Source organism: Roseibium sp. QJM3NY_11 (assembly GCF_056173175.1).
Map to the genome: position 1 here is coordinate 1,482,213 of NZ_CM149660.1, position 19,096 is coordinate 1,501,308.

16 protein-coding genes are annotated in these 19,096 nt (G+C 62.5%); 5 read left to right on the forward strand and 11 right to left on the reverse strand.

Annotation, left to right across the window (positions count from 1 at the left end; translation table 11 throughout):
* Window positions 1–44 precede the first annotated feature (44 nt).
* From AC0VX3_RS06755 to AC0VX3_RS06775, 5 genes are all read right to left on the reverse strand, one after another.
* Entirely contained in the window at window positions 45–1,532 is a 1,488-nt protein-coding gene (locus AC0VX3_RS06755; RefSeq protein ID WP_475524055.1) for a TolC family outer membrane protein, read from the reverse strand.
* A 480-nt stretch (window positions 1,533–2,012) separates the two neighbouring features.
* Window positions 2,013–2,936, reverse strand: coding sequence for a metal ABC transporter permease (locus AC0VX3_RS06760; protein ID WP_475524056.1), 924 nt, complete (start codon window positions 2,934–2,936; stop codon window positions 2,013–2,015).
* Window positions 2,937–2,945: 9 nt separating this feature from the next.
* Window positions 2,946–4,160 carry a metal ABC transporter permease gene (locus AC0VX3_RS06765; RefSeq protein WP_348151676.1) on the reverse strand — a complete coding sequence of 405 codons (1,215 nt, stop codon included), beginning with the start codon at window positions 4,158–4,160 and terminating at the stop codon, window positions 2,946–2,948.
* Between the two features lie 3 nt (window positions 4,161–4,163).
* Window positions 4,164–4,982, reverse strand: a complete 819-nt coding sequence (locus AC0VX3_RS06770; RefSeq protein ID WP_475524057.1) for a metal ABC transporter ATP-binding protein — start codon at window positions 4,980–4,982, stop codon at window positions 4,164–4,166.
* A 5-nt stretch (window positions 4,983–4,987) separates the two neighbouring features.
* Window positions 4,988–5,983, reverse strand: coding sequence for a metal ABC transporter solute-binding protein, Zn/Mn family (locus AC0VX3_RS06775; RefSeq protein ID WP_475524058.1), 996 nt, complete (start codon window positions 5,981–5,983; stop codon window positions 4,988–4,990).
* Window positions 5,984–6,660: 677 nt separating this feature from the next.
* Between AC0VX3_RS06775 and AC0VX3_RS06780 the strand changes: the two genes are divergently transcribed.
* The gene (locus AC0VX3_RS06780) at window positions 6,661–7,332 is read left to right on the forward strand and encodes a GntR family transcriptional regulator (RefSeq protein ID WP_475524059.1); all 672 of its coding nucleotides are present in this window, start codon (window positions 6,661–6,663) and stop codon (window positions 7,330–7,332) included.
* Window positions 7,333–7,342: 10 nt separating this feature from the next.
* On the opposite strand, the gene AC0VX3_RS06785 is transcribed toward AC0VX3_RS06780, so the two are convergent.
* Entirely contained in the window at window positions 7,343–8,374 is a 1,032-nt protein-coding gene (locus tag AC0VX3_RS06785) for a LacI family DNA-binding transcriptional regulator (protein ID WP_475524060.1), read from the reverse strand.
* Window positions 8,375–8,633: 259 nt separating this feature from the next.
* Here AC0VX3_RS06785 and AC0VX3_RS06790 point away from each other — a divergent pair, with 259 nt between their 5' ends.
* From AC0VX3_RS06790 to AC0VX3_RS06805, 4 genes are all read left to right on the forward strand, one after another.
* Complete coding sequence (locus AC0VX3_RS06790; protein ID WP_475524061.1) at window positions 8,634–10,001, forward strand: ABC transporter substrate-binding protein; 1,368 nt, start codon at window positions 8,634–8,636, stop codon at window positions 9,999–10,001.
* A gap of 268 nt (window positions 10,002–10,269) precedes the next feature.
* Window positions 10,270–11,511 (forward strand): carbohydrate ABC transporter permease, encoded by a 1,242-nt coding sequence (locus AC0VX3_RS06795; protein ID WP_475524062.1) that lies wholly within the window; start codon window positions 10,270–10,272, stop codon window positions 11,509–11,511.
* A 264-nt stretch (window positions 11,512–11,775) separates the two neighbouring features.
* A complete protein-coding gene (locus tag AC0VX3_RS06800) occupies window positions 11,776–12,927 on the forward strand; it encodes a carbohydrate ABC transporter permease (RefSeq protein ID WP_475524063.1) in 1,152 nt (383 codons plus the stop codon).
* A gap of 33 nt (window positions 12,928–12,960) precedes the next feature.
* Entirely contained in the window at window positions 12,961–14,052 is a 1,092-nt protein-coding gene (locus tag AC0VX3_RS06805) for an ABC transporter ATP-binding protein (protein ID WP_475524064.1), read from the forward strand.
* A gap of 70 nt (window positions 14,053–14,122) precedes the next feature.
* On the opposite strand, the gene AC0VX3_RS06810 is transcribed toward AC0VX3_RS06805, so the two are convergent.
* The 5 genes from AC0VX3_RS06810 to AC0VX3_RS06830 all read right to left on the reverse strand — a co-directional run bounded on the left by AC0VX3_RS06810 (window position 14,123) and on the right by AC0VX3_RS06830 (window position 18,732).
* On the reverse strand, window positions 14,123–14,653 hold the full coding sequence (locus tag AC0VX3_RS06810; protein WP_348151660.1) for a copper chaperone PCu(A)C: 531 nt from the start codon (window positions 14,651–14,653) through the stop codon (window positions 14,123–14,125).
* Between the two features lie 25 nt (window positions 14,654–14,678).
* Entirely contained in the window at window positions 14,679–16,019 is a 1,341-nt protein-coding gene (locus AC0VX3_RS06815) for an ABC transporter permease (protein WP_475524065.1), read from the reverse strand.
* On the reverse strand, window positions 15,994–16,674 hold the full coding sequence (locus AC0VX3_RS06820) for an ABC transporter ATP-binding protein (protein WP_475524066.1): 681 nt from the start codon (window positions 16,672–16,674) through the stop codon (window positions 15,994–15,996). The genes AC0VX3_RS06815 and AC0VX3_RS06820 overlap by 26 nt, the downstream gene beginning before the upstream one ends.
* A 12-nt stretch (window positions 16,675–16,686) precedes the next feature.
* On the reverse strand, window positions 16,687–17,127 hold the full coding sequence (locus AC0VX3_RS06825; RefSeq protein WP_475524067.1) for a hypothetical protein: 441 nt from the start codon (window positions 17,125–17,127) through the stop codon (window positions 16,687–16,689).
* A 114-nt stretch (window positions 17,128–17,241) separates the two neighbouring features.
* A complete protein-coding gene (locus AC0VX3_RS06830; protein ID WP_475524068.1) occupies window positions 17,242–18,732 on the reverse strand; it encodes an alkaline phosphatase in 1,491 nt (496 codons plus the stop codon).
* Window positions 18,733–19,096: the final 364 nt, after the last annotated feature.

Sequence of the window (19,096 nt, forward strand, 5' to 3'; positions counted from 1 at the left end):
GGCCACAAGGAGGCGGCGTGCCGCGTTCCAGCGGGCGGACGATGTCACTTCAGCGGCAGCGACGGACGGGTGCCGAGCAGGACCGGTTCGTTTACGGCCACCGCGACCATGCCTTCCTGCGCCGCATCGTTTTCTGTCGGCCCGAGACGCAGGTCCCAGGTGCTGAACACCGGCAGGATACGCGGCACCGGCGCCGGCCGTTCCTCGATGATCGAAAAATGCTGGGGCGCGAGACGGCCGATGTTGGCCAGGAGAAAGAAGTCCGCGATGCGGGCGTCGTAGCGTGCGCGCACATGGTCAACCTGGCTCAAGAGCAATTCCCGTTCACCGTCCAGCACGTCCAGCAGGGATCTCTGGCCGCTGTCGAATTCCACCTGCAGTCCCTTGACCGCCCGGCGATTGGCGTTGATGGCGCGTTTGCCGGCCTTGGCCCGCAGCCGCGAGGCGGTCCGCTGCTTGATTGCACGGGTCACGTTTTCGCGGATGATCTGCTGAGTGTCGTCGAGTTCGTATTCGACCTGGGCCGCGGTGTGCCTGGCCTGCCTGACGGAGGCGATGTTCCGCCCGCCTGTGAAGATCGGCGCACTGACGCGCACCCCGACGCGGAAATCCTCTTCGTCCCGGTTGCCGAGATTGCCGCGGTAGCCGTTCTGCCATTCGCTTTCGAGGGTGACGCGGGGCAGCATGTCGCCTGCCGCCGCGCGGGCAGCATAGCGTGCCGCACGGGCGTCCGCTGTCGCGGCCCTGATGGACGGGTTGTTCTGATAGGCGATGGCGAGCGCGTCATCGAGCCCGGCGGGTTCGATCGCGTCGGGAATCCCGGGCCAGCCGAGGCTTGCCGGTTGTTGCCCGGTCAGACGGGCATAGAGCGCTTCGGAGGCTTCAAGGTCCCCCACAGCCTGATCGGAATTGCCCTGTGCCTCCGCGAGGCGGGCCAGCGCCTGCTCGATGTCGGTGCGGGTGGCGTCGCCGGACCTGTAGCGGGCCCGGGCGGCATTGACCTCGCGTTGAACGACGCTTGTATAGGCCTTCAGGCGGTTGAGGATGGCGCGGTCCCGAACGACGCGCAGATAGGCGTCGGCCGTGTTGAACATGAGTGTCTGCTCGGCGCCGATCAACTGGTTGCGCCCGGAAGTCGCTTGTTCATGGGCCTGGTTCAACCGGTTGACGCCAGCAAGGCCCTGGAACAGCGTTTGCGACATGGCAACGCCGAGTTCGTGGAAGAAGGCACGGTCGCTGGTGCCGCTGCGGGTCTTGTAGGCATTGTGCTCGCCGAGATAATTGCCGGTGATCGTCGGCAGAAACTCGGACCTGGCCGTCCAGATGCCCTGGTTGGTTGCCTCGTATTTCGACCGTTCGGCTTTGAGGGCCGGGTTGACCGCATAGGCCGCGGCCATGGCTTCCTGGAGAGACTGAGCAGATACAGGTGCGCCGGAAACATGAAACCCGAACAGCGAAACGCCCGTCAGAAACACGGCGAGCCGTGTCCGGCTCCTGTGCGTCAGCCTGGCCGGAGCAAGGAAACTGTTCATTCGGCACCTGTTTGTTGCGTGCTCTCAAGGTAAATTTTTAGAGTTAATCAAAAGTAAGTTGCGGAAGATAAATATCGTTTATACTTTCAGGAATTGGCTCAATTGCAGGAAATATTTATATTTTCCATTTTTACTGTCATTTATTACAAGGTATAAAACATCTATACTCGAATGCAGTCACGGCGCCCGGTCACGTCCCGGTTCACTGCTATCTGTCCTGCCTGTTCTTGATCTAAGGCGGAAGCCGTTGTTTTCCAACAGAAAGCTCTGCGCTCGCGCGTCGCACGCATCGCGCTGCGAGACGTTTCTCGCGTCATTCGCCTGGGTTGAGGGCAGATGGATCGTTGTTTGTCGAGCCTGGGATCAGCGGATGCTTTCATGAAATCGTAAATCGGAGAAACGAGTGATCTTGCCAAATGATGTCGTGATAACTATCTGAATCAGCTCATTTTTCCGAAGAATGACTGCTTTGCAGAGCGTCTATGATCCGGGTGCTGTCATTCTTGATCGCGCGGGTGCGTAGAGGCAGGCAAGTGCCAGCACGAGACCGGAGACGGTGGCGATCATGCCGGCGGCGCTGACCGCGTTTGAGCCGCCGAGCCAGAGGGGGCCGTAGCCCGCGAGGACATAGCCGGCAACCGCCGAGCCTGCACCGAACGCAATGCTCCAGAGGATCTGGCGCTCGAGCCGGTTGGTCATCAGGCGGGCGGCGGCGGGCGGACAGATGAACATGGCAATGACAATGATCGAGCCGACGGCGTCGAAAGCGGCGACCGCCGCCACAGCCGACACGATCACGAGACCGAAACCGATCGCCTTCACCGGGACGCCGAGCGTGCGCGCGTAGCCTTCGTCGAAGGTGGAGATCTTGAGTGCCCGCCAGAAGACAGCGGTCAGAACGCAGATGATCACGGTGACCATGGCCATGCGCTGCAGTTCCGGCGGCAGATCGGCCAGCGCGGCCGGGTCCAGCAGCGCGTTCCATCCTTCGGCGGACAGCCAGATCAGGCTTTCCAGATTGCCGTAAAGCGCATGTTCCACATCCAGATGGACCGAACTGGTGTCCGTTTGTTCCAGAAGCAGCACGCCGGCGGCAAAGAGCGTGGTGAAGGTGACGCCCATGGCGGCGCCGGTTTCAATGCGCCCGAGACGGCGTATGGCCTCGATCATGATGACCGCGACCACGGCGGCGCCCGCCGCGCCGAGCATCATCGGCCAGGTCGAGATGGTGCCCGTCAGGAGGAAGGCGACAACGATGCCCGGCAGCACCACGTGCGAAATGGCGTCACCGATCAGCGCCTGCTTGCGCAGAAGCAGAAAGTTGCCGGGGATGGCGCAGGAAATCGCGGCCAGAACACCGATCAGGATGGGGGTCAGGCTGAGTTGAACAAATTCGGCGCCCATGTCTTTCCCTTACTCCTGAACCGGGGCCGGTGCGCCCAGTGCGGTGTCGATATCGTTGATCTGGTCGGCGGTCAGGACCGCTTCGATCGGGGTCAGTCCATCGTAGCTGGCGAAAACCGCTTCGTCGTGAAAGATCTGCCGGGCTTTTGCCCAGCGGGCTTCATCCAGAACCGTCTTGGCGGCGGCGGCCCTTCCCATGTCGGTCGCAACCAGATCGTCCCGCAGATAGCCCGCCCGGCGCATCACCTTCTGGGTCAGCCGTTCGTGGATGGTCTCTCCCCGCGCCAGTGCCGCCAGGCCCTGATGCACATGCACGTCCACCTGAAATTTCCGGTACCGCAAATAGGCCGCCAGCACGCCGCGCCTGGGGGAAAGCAGCAAGGAGATCAGGAAGAAGGCAAAGTTCACCAGAACGATGATCGGACCCGTCGGCACATTGGGCGCGGCAGCGGACAGGGCGGTGCCAAGATAGCCGGCGGCGCCGCCGACGGCGGCGGCGATGATCAGGAGCCGGTCGGACCGGTCTGTCCAGAACCGTGCGGAAACGGACGGGATGATCAGTGAGGACACGATCAGGATCAGACCGACCAGCTTGAGGCCGATCACGGTCACCATCATGACCACGGTCATCATGGCCAGGTCGACCAGCCGGACCGGAACGCCGGTCGCGCCTGCGTATTCCGCATCGAAGGCAACCAGCGTCATCGGGCGCCGCAGCAGCAGGACGATCGCGGTGGAGAGCGCGCCGCCAAGCGCGATGATGACCGCGTCCTGGAACAGCATGCCTGAGGTGGACCCGAGCAGGAAGCCTTCCAGGCCGGCCTGCTTGCCCCGCGAAAGGGTCTGGATGACAGTCAGGAGCACCACGCCGAGGCCAAAAAAGACCGACAGGACCGCGCCGATGGCGGCGTCCTCGCTGAGCCGGGTTCTGCGGGTGATCCAGTCGACGGTCAGAAGGCCCAGTCCGGCGGTTGCCGCGGATCCGAGCAGCAGGCCGGGCAGATTGCGGCCGTCGCCGCCCAGGGCCACCATCACCATGAAGGCGATGCAGACGCCGGGAAGCGTTGCATGGGCGACGGCATCGCTGACGAGCGTGCGTTTGCGCAGGAACATGAAACTGCCGGCGCAGCCGCCGGCCACGCCGAGCAGGGTCGCGCCGACGGACACCAGCGAGGCGTTGTAACCCGCCTGAAAGGTCAGTGCGGACAGGAATGCAGCAAGCATGGCTCAGTCCAGTTTGAGCTGATCGACATGGGCCGTGGCCAGCCGTCCGCCGTAGGTGTCCTGCAGGACAGGGCCGGTGAACGTCGTTGCCACGGGCCCTTCCGCGATCTTGCGGACGTTCAACAGGAGAACGTGGTCGAAATAGTCCGATACGGTGGCCAGGTCGTGGTGCACGCAGACCACGGTCTTGCCCTCCGCCTTCAGGCCCTTCAGCACGTCGATGATGGCCTTCTCGGTAGCGGCGTCGACGCCCGCAAAGGGCTCGTCCAGAAGGTAGAGATCCGCATTCTGTGCCAGTGCACGCGCGAGGAAGACCCGTTGCTGCTGCCCGCCGGACAATTGTCCGATCTGACGATCGGCGAACGCGGACATGCCGACCCGTTCCAGGCATTCCGCCGTCTTTTGCCGGTGACTCTGGCGCAACCGGCCGAGCAGTCCGAGCTGCCGGAACTGGCCCATTGTGACGACGTCGCGCACGCGCGTTGGAAAATCCCAGTCCACCGACGCCCGCTGTGGGACGTAGGCGATGGACCGGCGCATGGTTTCAAGCGGTTGGCCGGCGACGAACACGGTGCCTGAAATGCGCGGCACGATGCCGAGCACAGCCTTCAGAAAGGTCGACTTTCCAGCCCCGTTGGGGCCGATGATGGCGGTCATGGCGGACCTGGGCACGGCCGCGTCCACGGAGAATACGGCCGGTTTGGTGCCGTAGGAGACCGTCAGGCCCTTGACCAGGAGCGCGCTGTCCGACAGGGCAGTGTCCGCGCCTTCCCGAAGTGCGCCGTTGTCGGCCGCAAGTTCAAGATTTGTTCGAGCGCTCATGGACATCACATCGTTTCCGACAGCTGGCCAAGGCGGCCCTTTTCAGGGGCGTCGCCACCGAGGGCGCGCGTGATCGTGGTGGCGTTGTGATCGATCATTCCCAGATACGTGCCCTCGTAGCTGCCCGGTTCACCCATGGCATCGGAAAAAAGCGATCCGCCGATCGTGACCTCCTGCCCCTTCGAGGCGGCCCCTTCGATCAGGGCGCGGATGCTACGGTCGGAGACGGACGACTCTACGAACACGGCTTTGACCTTGCGGTCAACCAGAAGATCGACAAGTTCGGCCACCCGATGCAGGCCGGCTTCGCTCTGGGTCGAAATTCCCTGGATGCCGATGACCTCGAAACCGTAGGCGTCGCCGAAATAATTGAAGGCATCATGGGCCGTGATCAGCACACGCCCGTCATCGGGAACAGTCGCAAGAGCTTGGTCGGCGAAAGTGCCGAGGGCTTCGATTTCCTGCAGATAAGCTGCGGTGTTCGCCTCAAGATCGCGCTGACGCGTCGGCATGGCCTCGATCAATGTATCGCGGATGGTGATGACCACATGCTGCCAGCGGTCGGGATCCATCCAGACATGCGGGTCGAACTTGTCGGCATAGTCATCATGAGCAATCAAAAGATCTTCGGGCAAGGCCCCGGCGACGGCGACGACCGGACGTGTCAGGCCAAGCTTCCCGAAGAACTCTTCCATCTGTGCTTCGAGGAACAGGCCGTGCCGCAGTATGAGATCCGCCTTGGTCATGGCAACGATGTCCGTGCGGGTCTGACGATAGGCATGGGGGTCGACGCCCGGGCCCATCAGTGCCCTGACCTCGACGGCGTCGCCACCGATCCGTCTGGCGGCATCGGCGATCATGCCGGTGGTCGCGACAACGTTGAGCTTGTCGGCTGCCGATGCTGTTGCGGGCAGTGCAAAGACCGTTGCCACGGCGACAAGCGCCGCGGTCAGGGTGGACAACAGGCCTTTGCGGCGGGACAGGGAGAATTTGTGGATCATGGCAGGCGTTTTCAAACCTTCTTGAGAATGCTCTTGCGAACGAGTTGCAACAATAGTGCTTTTAAGAACCAATTGCAAGTAGAGTTTTCGGCGTTGCGGGAAGATGCCCGGATCGGTCGGAATTCAGCATTCCGCTATGTCACCGTCATTTTTGACGATATTTTTTCAGGGGTGGCAAAATGACAAATAGTCTTTTGAAAATAGATATTTAGCTTTTTGAAAACTGCTGCGATGGCCGAGGAGGAAGTCATATTTGATAAAATTCAATCAAAAATTTTATTGAGAAGGCATCAGTTTGACAGCGAAAACAGCCCCCGCCGCACCGGTGCTAACGTCCCCGCCGCGAGCGAACTGGTGCCGCTTGGCCACGGGGAAGGGCCGCAAGAACAAGCATGCAATGATTTGAGGCGGAGCAATCCGGCCCAATCCGGAGGACATGGAAATAGAAACATCTCGCAGTGTCGGTGCGCGGGACAAACCTGCTGCCAATGGGACGCGAAAACCTGATCGATTTCAGGATGTTCCGATGGGGCGGCCACTTGCTCCAGAGGTGCGTGCCCGCGGCGTTTCGCCATGTTCGATGTCATTTCGTCCTTGTTTGTGGGTGTGCGACCCTGAGCGTGCGGAACACCGCAGGCCCTTATTTTCAACGTCATGGAGACTGGGTGCATCCCGAGATGTCATCGAAAAATAATTCCACACGCGTGAACAACGCCTATCAACGTCTCAAGTCCGAAATCCTGAGGGGCGAGCTGCCGCCAGGATTTCAGGCTCCGGAGCCGGATATCGCCAGCCGTCTGGGCATGAGCCGGACACCGGTGCGCGAGGCCTTGATCCGTCTTGAAGCCGACGGGCTGGTCGATCTCGTGCCGCGGCGCGGCGCCAAGGTGCTGCCCATCGCACGCAAGGATATCTGTGAAATCTATCAGATCCTGTCGGCGCTGGAGGGGCTGGCGGCCCGCTCGGCGGCATCCAGGAACGGCCAACCCGGAATGTTCTGCAGTGTGGCCGAATTGCTCAAGGATCTGGATGAAGCCCTAGAGGCCGGGGACATGGAAACATGGGCGGTGCTCGACGACCGGTTCCATCGGTGGATCGCGGAGGTGAGCGGCAACGTCCGGCTGGAGGCGGCGATCTCCGGGTTGTTGGACCAGATCTTCCGGGCCAGCACATTCCTGTTGCGCCTGAACAAGGCGCCTGCAGCGGACGCGTCGGATCACCGCAAGCTCTGCGAAGCGATCAATGCGGGCGAAGAAGAGATCGCGGCCGAGATCGCCAGGACCCATCGGCTGAACGGCCTTTCCAAAATGACGGCCCTGCTTGAAGGTTGCGGCCTGAACCAGGTTTGACGGGGCTGACTTATGCCGGCCCGGACGGGGCCGGGCCGGTGGATTGGCCGATGATCAGCTCGGCGTCCATGTGCAGCGCGGTCGGTTCGGTGCCGGGATTGGCGATCATGTTGAGCAGAAGCTCCGCCGCCTTCTGTCCGGCATAGCGCACCGAGGACCGGGTGCAGGTGAAGATCGGCACTTCGCCGCTGTTGGGCAGGAAGGACAGGGCATCGTCGTGGGTGATGATCGAAATGTCCTTGCCGACCGTCAAGCCGCATTGACCGACGGCCCGGGCAACGCCGATCGCTGAAATCATCGACGAGACCAGAAACGCGGTCGGTGGATTGCCGCCGTTGAGCATGTCCATGGCATTGTCGCAGCCGAAGGGTTCGGTCATGTCCGCGCTGCGCATCAACTGCGGGTCTGCGGCAAGTCCTCTGGCGGCGAGCGCGTTTTCGAACCCAGAGCGGCGCCGTCGCGCAAAGTCCATGTGTTCCAGCCCATTGAGCAGGGCAATCCGCGTGTGGCCGAGATCGAGCAGCAGGTTGCTTGCCCTTTCGAAAGCGCGGCGGTTGTTCATGTCGATCCAGGACGTTTCCGTCTCGGCGCCCGGTATGCGGCCGTGAACCACGAAGGGCAGGCCGATTTCCTTCAGCAGCTTGTGGCGGTGTTCATCGTGCGCGGGCCCGTGAATGATGACGCCGTCGGCCTTCTTGCGCGTGGCGATCTGCCGGTAGGCGTCCTCCTCGAGGGCGTCTTCGACCACGGAAATGATCATGTCGTAGCCGTGCATGGAATAGGTCTCGCCGGCGCCGGCAATGAATTCCAGAAAGATCGGGTTCATCATCTCGTGGATCGAACGCGGGATGACATGGCCAATGGCCATGGCACGGCCGGTTGCAAGGCGCCGTGCCTGGCTGTTGGGCGCATAGCCCAGCCTGGCGGCCATCTCGGTCACGCGCCTGCGGGTTTCCTCGCTGACTTCCGGATAGCCGTTCAGGGCGCGGCTGACGGTGGTTTGCGACAGCTCCAGCCGTTGCGACAGTTCTTTCAGGTTCACGCCATTGCTCATACTGCCCAAAACGCTTTGAAGGCGCCCCTCCCGATAGGCTGTTATTGAAATGCAATATTAAATGGTGCGTTGCGTGCTTGACAAGGCCAGAACCTGCCGACATGTTTAGGAAGAAATCCAAAGCGGTTTGAATGACTGGTTCTGGCTGGATTGTCGATCTTCCTCATCGGGAGTGTTGCTGCCAGCCGGTGAGGTGTGCCACTTTAAAAAGACTATCTCAGGATAGGGACAATCTGGGAGGATTGACATGAGATCTCGTTTGATGGCCTGCGCCGCTGGCCTGGCGCTTTGCGTCGGCTTCGGCATGAATGCCGCTGGCGCCGCGGAGCTGAAATTCGCTCCGGGCGAAGGTCCGTTCAACTGGGACAGCTACAATGCCTGGGCTGAAAACGCCCCGGATCTGAGCGGGCAGACCGTCACGGTCGCCGGCCCCTGGCTGCAGCCCGAAGACGGCTTCTTCCGCAATGTTCTGGCCTATTTCACCGAAGCGACCGGCGCCGAGGTCATCTACACCGGTTCCGACTCCTTCGAACAGCAGATCGTCATCGACGCCGAAGCCGGCGCCGCGCCGAACATCGCCGTGTTTCCGCAGCCGGGCCTTGCCGCCGACATGGCCGCGCGCGGCCTGCTTCAGCCGATGCCCGATGGCATGGGAGACTGGGTTGCCGGCAATTACGGTGCCGGCGACAGCTGGGTCGACCTTGGCACCTACACGGACAAGGACGGCAATGATGCGCTGTTCGGCTTTTTCTACAATGTGAACGTCAAGAGCCTGGTCTGGTTCGTTCCGGAGAATTTCGAGGACGCGGGTTACGAGGTGCCCGGCACGATGGAGGAGCTCAAGGCTCTGACCGAAGAGATCGTGGCCGACGGCGAAACGCCATGGTGCATCGGGCTGGGGTCGGGCGCGGCCACCGGCTGGCCGGCCACCGACTGGGTGGAAGACATGATGCTGCGCACCCAGCCGGCGGATGTCTACGACCAGTGGACCCGCAACGAGATCCCGTTCGACGATCCGCGTGTCATCGGCGCGATCGAGGAATTCGGCTGGTTCGCGCGCGATGACGCCAAGGTCGCCGGCGGTGCCGGTGCGGTGGCGTCCACCGACTTCCGCGACAGCCCGAAGGGCCTGTTCTCCTCGCCGCCCCAGTGCTACCTGCACCGCCAGGCGTCCTTTGTGCCGGCCTTCTTCCCGGACGGGGTCGAGTTCGGCACCGATGTCGACTTCTTTTACCTTCCGGCCTATGCCGGCAAAGATCTCGGCAATCCGGTTCTCGGCGGCGGCACGCTGATGGCGATCACCACGCCGTCCGACGCCACGACGGAACTGATGAATTTCTTCCAGCTGCCGATCGCCCATGAAGTCATGATGGCGCAGACCGGCTTCCTGACGCCGCACAAGGGCGTGAACCCCGCGGCCTACAAGGACGATACGTTGCGCGGCCAGGGGGAAATCCTCGTCAACGCCAGCACCTTCCGCTTCGACGGATCCGACCTGATGCCGGGTGCGGTCGGTGCGGGTACCTTCTGGACCGGAATGGTCGACTATGCCGGCGGCAAGGATGCCAAGGCCGTGGCCGGGGAAATCCAGAAAAGCTGGGACGCTCTCAAGTAGAACTCCGGCGGCCGGCCTCCCTCGCGGGGCCGGCCGTTTTCAGTCTGATCGGCGGCTCCCCTCAAGCCTCGCCAAATCGACCAGACCGGAGCTCCCGGCGTTCCGGGGGCTCCCAATAATTGGAGCGATACAGCTCCAGAGCATGTCGCGCTGAATTGACTTCAGGAAATCGCCCGCACGCATTTGCAAAGCAAACGCTGTCCCGGGCGCCTTCCCGAAGCAAGGATACCGCCAAATCGCGACACGCCTTGAATGGGATGGAACGGCCATGTTTACGGACAATCCGGCCCTGTTGGGGCTCGTGACGATCACCCTGGGCGTCGGTGGCTGCCTCGGTTACTTCTATTTTTCCAATGTCATCCTGGACGCCGTGATTTTCCCGGCGAAGGGAGCAAATGCCGGACGCAACATCAACCGGGCCAACATGGTTCGCCCGTGGCTGTTCCTGTTTCCCGCCCTGTTCGCCCTGACGCTCTATCTCGCTTATCCGGTCTTCGAGACCCTGCGCCTGTCGCTCACCGACCGGGACCAGGGCGGGGCGTTCGTCGGACTGGCCAACTATCGCCAGATGATGAACGAGGCGAAGTTCTGGGAGGCGGTGCGCAACAACATGCTCTGGCTGATCGTCGTGCCGGCGGCCTCGACAGCCTTCGGGCTTCTGGTGGCGCAGCTGACCGACCGGATCCGCTGGGGCAATCTGGCCAAGTCACTCATCTTCATGCCGATGGCGATCTCCTTCGTCGGCGCCTCGGTCATCTTCAAGCTGATCTATGACGCGCGTCCGGAAGAGCAGAACCAGATCGGTGTCCTGAACGCGGTCTGGCTGAAATTCGACGGCGGCGCCGGCTCGGTCTTCTTTCTGCAGATACTGCCGACAATCCTGCTTGCCGGGTTCGCCTGTGTGGTCGCCTATGTGGTCTGGATCCTGGTCCGGAATTTTGTCGCCGGGGGCAGGAACCGCGCGCTGTGGCTGATCCCGCTTCAACTGCTGGCGGTCGCGGGTGGGCTCTGGCTGATCTGGATCACCATCGGATCGGCTGCGGGCGTCTGGCTCGCGGACCTACCCTACGGCAAGGCGCAGACCTGGCTGACGCTGCCCTTCTACAACAACTTCTTTCTGATGGTCGTGCTGGTCTGGATCCAGACCGGCTTTGCCATGGTGATCCTGTCCGCCGCGCTGCGCGGCATTCCGGAAGAAACGGTGGAGGCGGCCATCGTCGACGGCGCCAACCCGTTCCAGGTTTTCTTCAAGATCAAGGTTCCCCAGATCATCGGAACGATCGTGGTCGTGTGGACCACGATCACGCTGACGGTGCTCAAGATCTTCGATATCGTCTTCGCCATGACCAACGGCCAGTGGGAAACGCAGGTGCTGGCCAACTACATGTATGACAAGCTTTTCCGGGCCAATGACTGGGGCATCGGCTCGGCAAGCGCGATCGTCATCATGTTCCTGGTCACGCCGATTCTGGTGTGGAACGTCTACAACGCCCGCAAGGAGATGAGGTGATGGTGAGCCGCCATATCTCGAACTCGCTATGCTCTGCGCCGGTTCAAACAGGCAGCAGAGAAGGCGAATGGCGCAGTGCGATGCGGCCCATGGGGCCAGACATTCAACGCGCTAGGGTGCCTGTTTCAACCGGCCCGCGGGGTTGCTCTCCGGCGGCCGTCTTCAGGCGAGAACCCCTTGACCGTAGCTCCAGCGACGGTCTGTGGCTTTTTCGCCTGCATCCGACTCGCCGGAGAACAACGCAGAGCGTAGGGAGTTCGAGATATGGCGGCTAACATCGCGGGCAAGAAATGCAGCCTGACCTGGGCGGTTCACATCTCCGTCGCGCTGCTGGTTCTGCTGTGGCTGTTTCCGACGGTCGGGCTGTTCGTTTCGTCCTTCCGCACGGCGGACCAGATTTCCAGCTCGGGCTGGTGGGCTGCGTTGTTTCCCTCCGAGCAGAACGAGGTCTACCGCACCGGCGATCCGGATGAAAACAGGGTTGCCGACGGCGACATGTTCGTGGTGACCGGCAACATCTTCGAGGGCGCTGCGCGCGAGATCCGGGCCTGGGGCGTCTCGTCCAAGGCCGTGGCTGCCTTCCAGCCGGGCGAAACCGCCGAGATGAAAGACGGCGAAAGCGTGACCCTTCAGGCCGACGGCAGCTATGTCTGGCGTGGCAACGACAAGCAGATATCCGGCCGGGGTCAGCGGATCTTCATCACCGCGACCGTGCCACCCGAATTCACGGTCGACAATTACCTGACCATCCTTTTCTCCGGCACCGGCCAGGACAACATGGCCAAGGCGTTCTTCAACACGCTGACGGTCACGATCCCGGCGACGATCATTCCGATCGTGGTGGCGGCCTTTGCCGCCTATGCGCTGGCGTGGATGGAATTTCCGGGCAGGGCGTTGCTGATCGCGGCCGTGGTCGGCTTTCTCGTGGTGCCGCTGCAACTGGCGCTGATCCCGCTGCTGCGGCTGCATCTGGCCATCGGTATCGGCAAGGGCTACATGGGGGTCTGGCTGGCGCACACCGCCTTCGGCATGCCGCTGGCGGTCTATCTGCTCCGCAACTACATGGTCGGCCTGCCCCGTGACATCATCGAGAATGCCAAGGTCGACGGGGCAACGGATTTCCAGATCTTCACCCGGATCATCCTTCCGCTCAGTTTCCCGGCGCTGGCCTCTTTCGCGATCTTCCAGTTCCTGTGGACCTGGAACGACCTGCTGGTGGCCAAGGTGTTCCTGATCGACGCCACGGGGTCTACCACGGTGATGACCAACCAGATCGTGGAATTGCTGGGCACGCGCGGCGGCAACTGGGAGATCCTCGCGACAGCCGCCTTCGTCTCCATTGCCGTGCCGCTGGCGGTGTTCTTCGCAATGCAGCGGTATCTGGTGCGGGGACTGCTCGCGGGATCGGTGAAATAACATGAAAAAAACCACTATTTGGGAGCAGTCCGCATGACATCCTTGTCTTTGAAGAATGTCAGCAAGTCCTACGGAACCGTCGAGGTCCTGCGCAACATCGACCTGGAGATCCAGCAAGGTGAGCTGATCGTGTTCGTCGGGCCGTCCGGCTGCGGAAAATCGACGCTTCTGCGCATGATCGCCGGTCTGGAACGGATCACCGGCGGCGAGCTTGAAATCGACGGCATGGTGGTCAACAACGTGCCGCCGGCGCAGCGCGGCATTGCCATGGTGTTCCAGTCCTATGCGCTCTACCCGCACATGACCGTCTACGACAACATGGCGTTCGCGTTGAAGCTCGCCGGCAAGTCCAGGGCCGAGATCGACACCGCGGTGCGGGCCGCCGCGGACCGGCTGCAACTGACGGAATACCTCGATCGTCTGCCCAAGGCCCTGTCCGGCGGCCAGCGCCAGCGGGTCGCCATCGGCCGCTCGATCGTCCGCGATCCCAAGGTGTTCCTGTTCGACGAACCGCTGTCCAACCTGGATGCGGCGCTGCGCGTCGCGACAAGGATCGAGATCGCGCAGCTCAAGGAGAGCATGCCGGACAGCACGATGGTCTATGTCACCCACGACCAGGTGGAGGCGATGACGCTCGCCACCCGGATCGTGGTTCTGCATGGCGGCAATGTCGAGCAATTCGGTGCACCGCTCGAGCTTTACGAGCGACCTGCCAACACGTTTGTCGCCCAGTTCATCGGTTCACCCGCCATGAACCTGCTCGAGGCGACGGTGACCACGGCCGGCGAGACGACGACGGTGTGCACGACCGATGGCGGCGAGGCCGTCGTGCCCGTCGCCTCCGGGGCTTCAGACGCCGACAGCAATGTGAAACTGGGCGTCCGGCCGGAAGATTTGACAATCACGGAAAGCGACCGGTTTCTGGTGGCCGCCACGGTGGAGATGGTCGAAGCGCTGGGCGAGACCACCGTACTTTATCTAAAGGCCCAGAACGGCGCCACGTCGCTCATCGCCAAGTTGCCGGGCATTCATGCGATTTCCAGAGGCACGCCGATCCGCCTGACCGCGGCTCCCGAGAAACTGCATCTCTTCGACGGCGAGGGACGGTCGTTTCTTCACCGGTAGGCGCCAGGGGAAGGGTATGCTTCAGGGGAAGGCGTGAAGTTCCGGCTGGAGACCGGCACTTGTCCCGAGCCTAGTGCTGGTGACCGGCATGGCTGTGCCGGGTGGCGTCGGCGGCTTCGACCTGGGCATGCAGCTCGACATGGCCGACATCGAATTCGATCTCGATTTCGAATTCTTCTCCCTTGCCGAAGGATCGTGTCAGGCCGTTGAGGCGCAGGGCGAGGCCGTTCGGTTCCAGCATGAGCTCCTTGCCGGGTTTCACCGGAACCGGTTGCAGCGGCGCATAGCCGGCTTCGCCGTCCTTCATCCGGAAGCCGACCAACTCGACGCTGTCGGCGATCGCGGTTTCGCCGCCGACGATCCGGATGTCCTGATCAGACCCGTTTTCAATTTCGACGTATAGCAGGGCGTCCTCGCCGGAGGTGGCCCGGATCCAGGCATGCAGCGCCGTGACGCCGTGCGCGCTGGCCTTGTGATCGCCGTCTTCATCCGCGTGCTGCTCCTCATGGTCGTGTTCCTTGGTGGCGCCATGGGTGTCGGAGGCAACAACCGGCTGAGGCATCAGGAACAGGAGCGACAGAAGAAGGAGGAAGGCACGCATCGGTGAGACCTTTCAAGGTTCGAGATCAGGCGCGCAAATCAGTAATGATATGACGTGACATGGCCATGAAGGCAGGCAGCAAGGCCAGGAGAACCGTGAAACTGACAAAGGCGGCTATCAGGTGAAACTCGGGCCAGTCGAGGGTCGCGGAGACCAGAATGTCCGTTCTGGCGGTCACCGCCTTCGAAATGACACGCACCGCGACCCAGCCAATCGCAAGCCCCGCGAGCGCGCCGAGCGCGATCAGCGCCGCGGCATAGGCCCAGACGACGGCGAACACGAACCGGCCCGGAGCGCCAAGGGCGCGCAGCAGGGCCAGGCGCCGGGCGAACAGCCGGGCCAGCACGATCAGGCCGGTCAGGACCCCGGCCGTGACCAGCACCTGCGTCAGCACGGCCATCACCGACATCATCTGACGGACATCGCCCATGAGGCCGTGCAGCTGCGCCAGGACGGCGCCCGGAAAGAACGCCATCATGTCGTCCCTGGTGAATTCCGAGCGCAGGGCATAGTTCGCCCACAGCGCCTCGGCTCGCACGAGAATGGCGGGCGTGCCGGGAAAATAGGCCGGGTCGAAAGGCGGGCCGATCCGGTCGCGCTGTTCCGGACCGTGGCCGTTCATCAGCCCGTGCACTTCCCAGACGGACTCGACGGGCACGAGGATGGCCCGGTCCCAGGGACTGCCCGTCGGGGGCATTCTGCCGACAATCGTCAGGTCCTGACCCGCATGGGCCTCCGCCTCGGCGGCGTCGCCGACGCCATGGGCCGGCTCAAAGCTTGCGCCGAGCGCAAGATCCACCGAAGAACCGGCGATTGCTTCGGCGGTGGTTGCAAACATCCGGCCCTCGGTCAGGTCCCCGGCCAGATGGGCCACGAATTGCGCCGTGGTTCCGACGACAGGCGACTCCCGGTAGCTGTCGCCGAAGGCGATCGGCGCGGCCAGGTCGACGCTGTCGTGACCGGCAATCTCGTCAAAGGCCCCGCCACCGAGGAGCGGCACATCGCTCGGCTGCAGGTAGACGGCGGCGAACATCATGGTGATCTCGCTGCCGGGGGCGGAGACGATCAGATCGAACTTGTCGGCCGCGCGCGCCGTGCCTTTTCTGAGGCCGCGTTCCTGGGCGATCAGGCCGACGCCGATTCCGACCGAGACGGCGATCAGCAGCACGAAAGTCAGGTTGGTCCAGCGGAACCGCCACAGCAGCGCGCCGACGAGCGCCTGTGGACGGAATCCCCAGAGCACGCACAGACCGGTCAAGGCAGCCGGTGCCAGCAGCAGAAGAAGCCAAAGGCTGTCCTGCACCTGCGGCGGCATCGATTGCCAGCTGTCGGAAATCAGGTCAGGCAGGAGAGGCCTCCGTTTCAAGCCGTCCGTCGGCAATCTCTATGACACGATCCATCCGCTCCAGCAGGTGCGGGTCATGGCTGACGGCGATGAGGGTCTTTGCTTCGGCGCGCGCCAGTGTGACCAGATCCTTGATCAGGGCATCCGCGGTCTTCCGGTCGAGACTGGCCGTCGGTTCGTCGGCGAGGATAATGGCGGGGTCATGCGCGAGCGCGCGCGCGATCCCGGTGCGCTGGCGTTCGCCGCCGGAGAAACTGTCCACTGTGCGCCGGTCCGCGGGAACGCCGAGCTTTACCAGAAAACTTTTCGCGGTGTCGCGAATCGACCGGCGTTTGGCTGCCTTGTTGAAAGCGGTTGCCAGGGTGGCGTTGCCGAAAGCGCTCAATTCCTCGAACAGCAGGAAATCCTGGAAGATCAGGCCGATGTTCTCACGGCGGAACCTGGCGCGATCGCCGTCCCCAAGCGGCGTGAGGTCGGTGCCGTTCCAGTCGACATGGCCGGTCATGCCGGGCTGAAGACCGGCGAGGGCGTAAAGAAAGGTCGACTTGCCCGCGCCGGATGGCCCGCGCAGGCCGATGGTTTCGCCGGGGGCGGCGGAAAACCGGTCGCATGTCACCAGGATGCGGCCATTGGGGGCACGGACGGCCAGGTCTTCAACGCGCAGGGTCATGGTCATGGGTGCGGGACTTCAGACACGTTCGTAGACGGCGTCGGAAAGGCGGACCCGGCTGACGAAACCGGTCTCCGGATCCTTGAAGCTGCCCAGTTCCAGAATGCCCGTGGTGACAATCTTCCGCCGGTAGGAAATCACGTCGACGACCCGCTTGGTGTAGATCGCCAGGATATCGTCGGGCCATTCGGCTTCGGTCTCGCAGAACGGGCAGACGGCCATCGGCATCTTGGTGAGCACGAAGAAGTTCATCTCCGCCTTCAGGGGCGGAGCCATGAAGCCGTTCACGGCGATGCGCTGTCCCTCGAGCGACCTGGCAAGATCCGAAAAGGACCGGTCCTTGTTGTAGAGTTCGCGCACTCTGATGGGCTTGCCGGCTGCGTCCGCCGGTCCCGCCAGACCGAAGCCCGCGCAAAGACCGAATGCGGTTCCGGAAAGAACAAAGTTCCTGCGATCCATGCCGGACCTCCGATTGCTTGCCTCGGGCCTGGCAACGTCCATACCACGGCAAAGTGACAGAATAGAGAAAAGCCCGCCGTCGGCGGGCTCTTCGGATTTGTTTGACGACGTCGATTACTCGGCGGTCGCGGCGTGATGCATGACGTGGAAAATGTAGTTCTGTTCCACGGTGCCGCCGATGAGATGCGCGAACGGGCCTTTTGCGTAGATCGCGACGTCCTCACCGGAGTGGGTTTCGGAGGACAGCGGGATCAGGGCCTGCTGAACGTAGTCCAGGTCGGTCGCTTCTTCCTGGGAAACGGTCGGGCGCGTGCCGGTCCAGTCCTGGTCTTCGGTCAGGATGGAGCCGCCGCCGTTGAGGTAGGTAACGGTGGTGTAAGGCTTGCCGTCCTGGGCCATGTTCGGCTCGTTCAGGGCTTTCGTGCCGGCCGGGTCGATCTTCATCGACAGACCCAGAATGTCGGAACCGCGGCCGGCATAACCGGAGAACGCGATCGCGTGTTCGTGGTCGGCGGTGACGATGATCAGCGTGTCGGCGTCATCGGTCAGTTCGTCGGCCCTGGCAACGGCTTCGGCGAAGGCCACGCCATCGCGGACGACGCGGGCCAGGTTGCCTGCGTGGTTGGCATGGTCGACGCGGCCGGCTTCAACGGTCAGAAAGAAGCCGTTCTCGTTGCCCTGCAGAGCCTTGATGGCAGCTTCGGTCATTTCGGCCAGGCTCGGCTCGCCGGAGCGGTCGGCTTCGTACTGCATGTGGGACGCTTCGAAGAGGCCCAGAACAGGGGCGCTGCCATCGAACCTGGCCGCACCGAATGTACCGTCGTCGTAAACGTACTGAATGCCGGCTGCCTTGGCGTCCTCGATGAGGTTCTTGCCGTCGGTGCGTTTGCCGCCCTTGCCTTCTTCGCCCTTGACGTCCTTCGGCAGAAAGTGACGGCGTCCGCCGCCCAGGGCAACGTCGACACGGCCGGCCTTCACGGCCTCGATGAGCTGGGAGGCGATGTCCGGAACCGCGCAGCCGTCCGGCAAGCCGGAGTTGTCTTCGAAGTTGCGGTCCGCGGTGTGGGCGTAGGCGGATGCCGGGGTCGCGTGGGTCAGGCGGGCGGTGGAAACCACGCCGACGGACTTGCCCATGCCGGTGTAGATTTCGGAGGCATTGGCGACGGTCGCGCCTTCAACCTGGGAACAGTCGCCGCGGTTCAGGGTCTCGTCGACGCCGATCACGCCGGCCTTCGTCTTGACGCCCGAATGCATGGCTGTGCCCGTACCCGCGGAATCCGGGGTCTGGGCATTGACGTTGTAGGTTTTGGCCAGAGCCAGGAAAGGGAACTTCTCGTGGGGCAGAACGTGCTCGTCGCCAAAGTTGCCGTTCTGCTGGCCGTCGAACAGGCGCGTGGCGTAATTGGTTCCGACACCGTTGCCGTCCGAGATCAGGATGATCACGTTCTTGGCCTTGTTGGTGTTCGGTTGAACAGCGGCTTTCGCGTCAAGCTCAGCCTGGGCGGCGGTGAACCAGGCGTTGTTCTGCTGCGGCAGAGCATCCTGGGCGAAAGCGACGGAGCCGGTCAGGGCCAGCGCCAGTGAAGTGCAAACGATCGTTTTCATGTCATCTCCCGAAGGTGAAGGGGGAACCCGGGAGTTACTTAGAAATGCAGCATGACAGCTGATTGACAGATAGGTGACGAAGTTTATTTGTTATTATATTACATAACACATACATGGCCTGCCAGACGGGAATGCCGTTCGCCGGCAAAACAAAGTCCGGGCAAGGCAAATGCCGCTGGTTGAAAGGCTTGTGGATTTGCCGGCTAAGCAAGCAGGACTCCCGGCCCGGCGGACAAACCGATTTCGACACTGGAAATAATTTTATACCCGGCGACAGCGGGCGGCCGTCCGGCAACGCGCGAACCGTGAAGACAGAAACGCGGGCTGTCATATCATGTTCATATGAGCGTCTAATAAGGTTCAT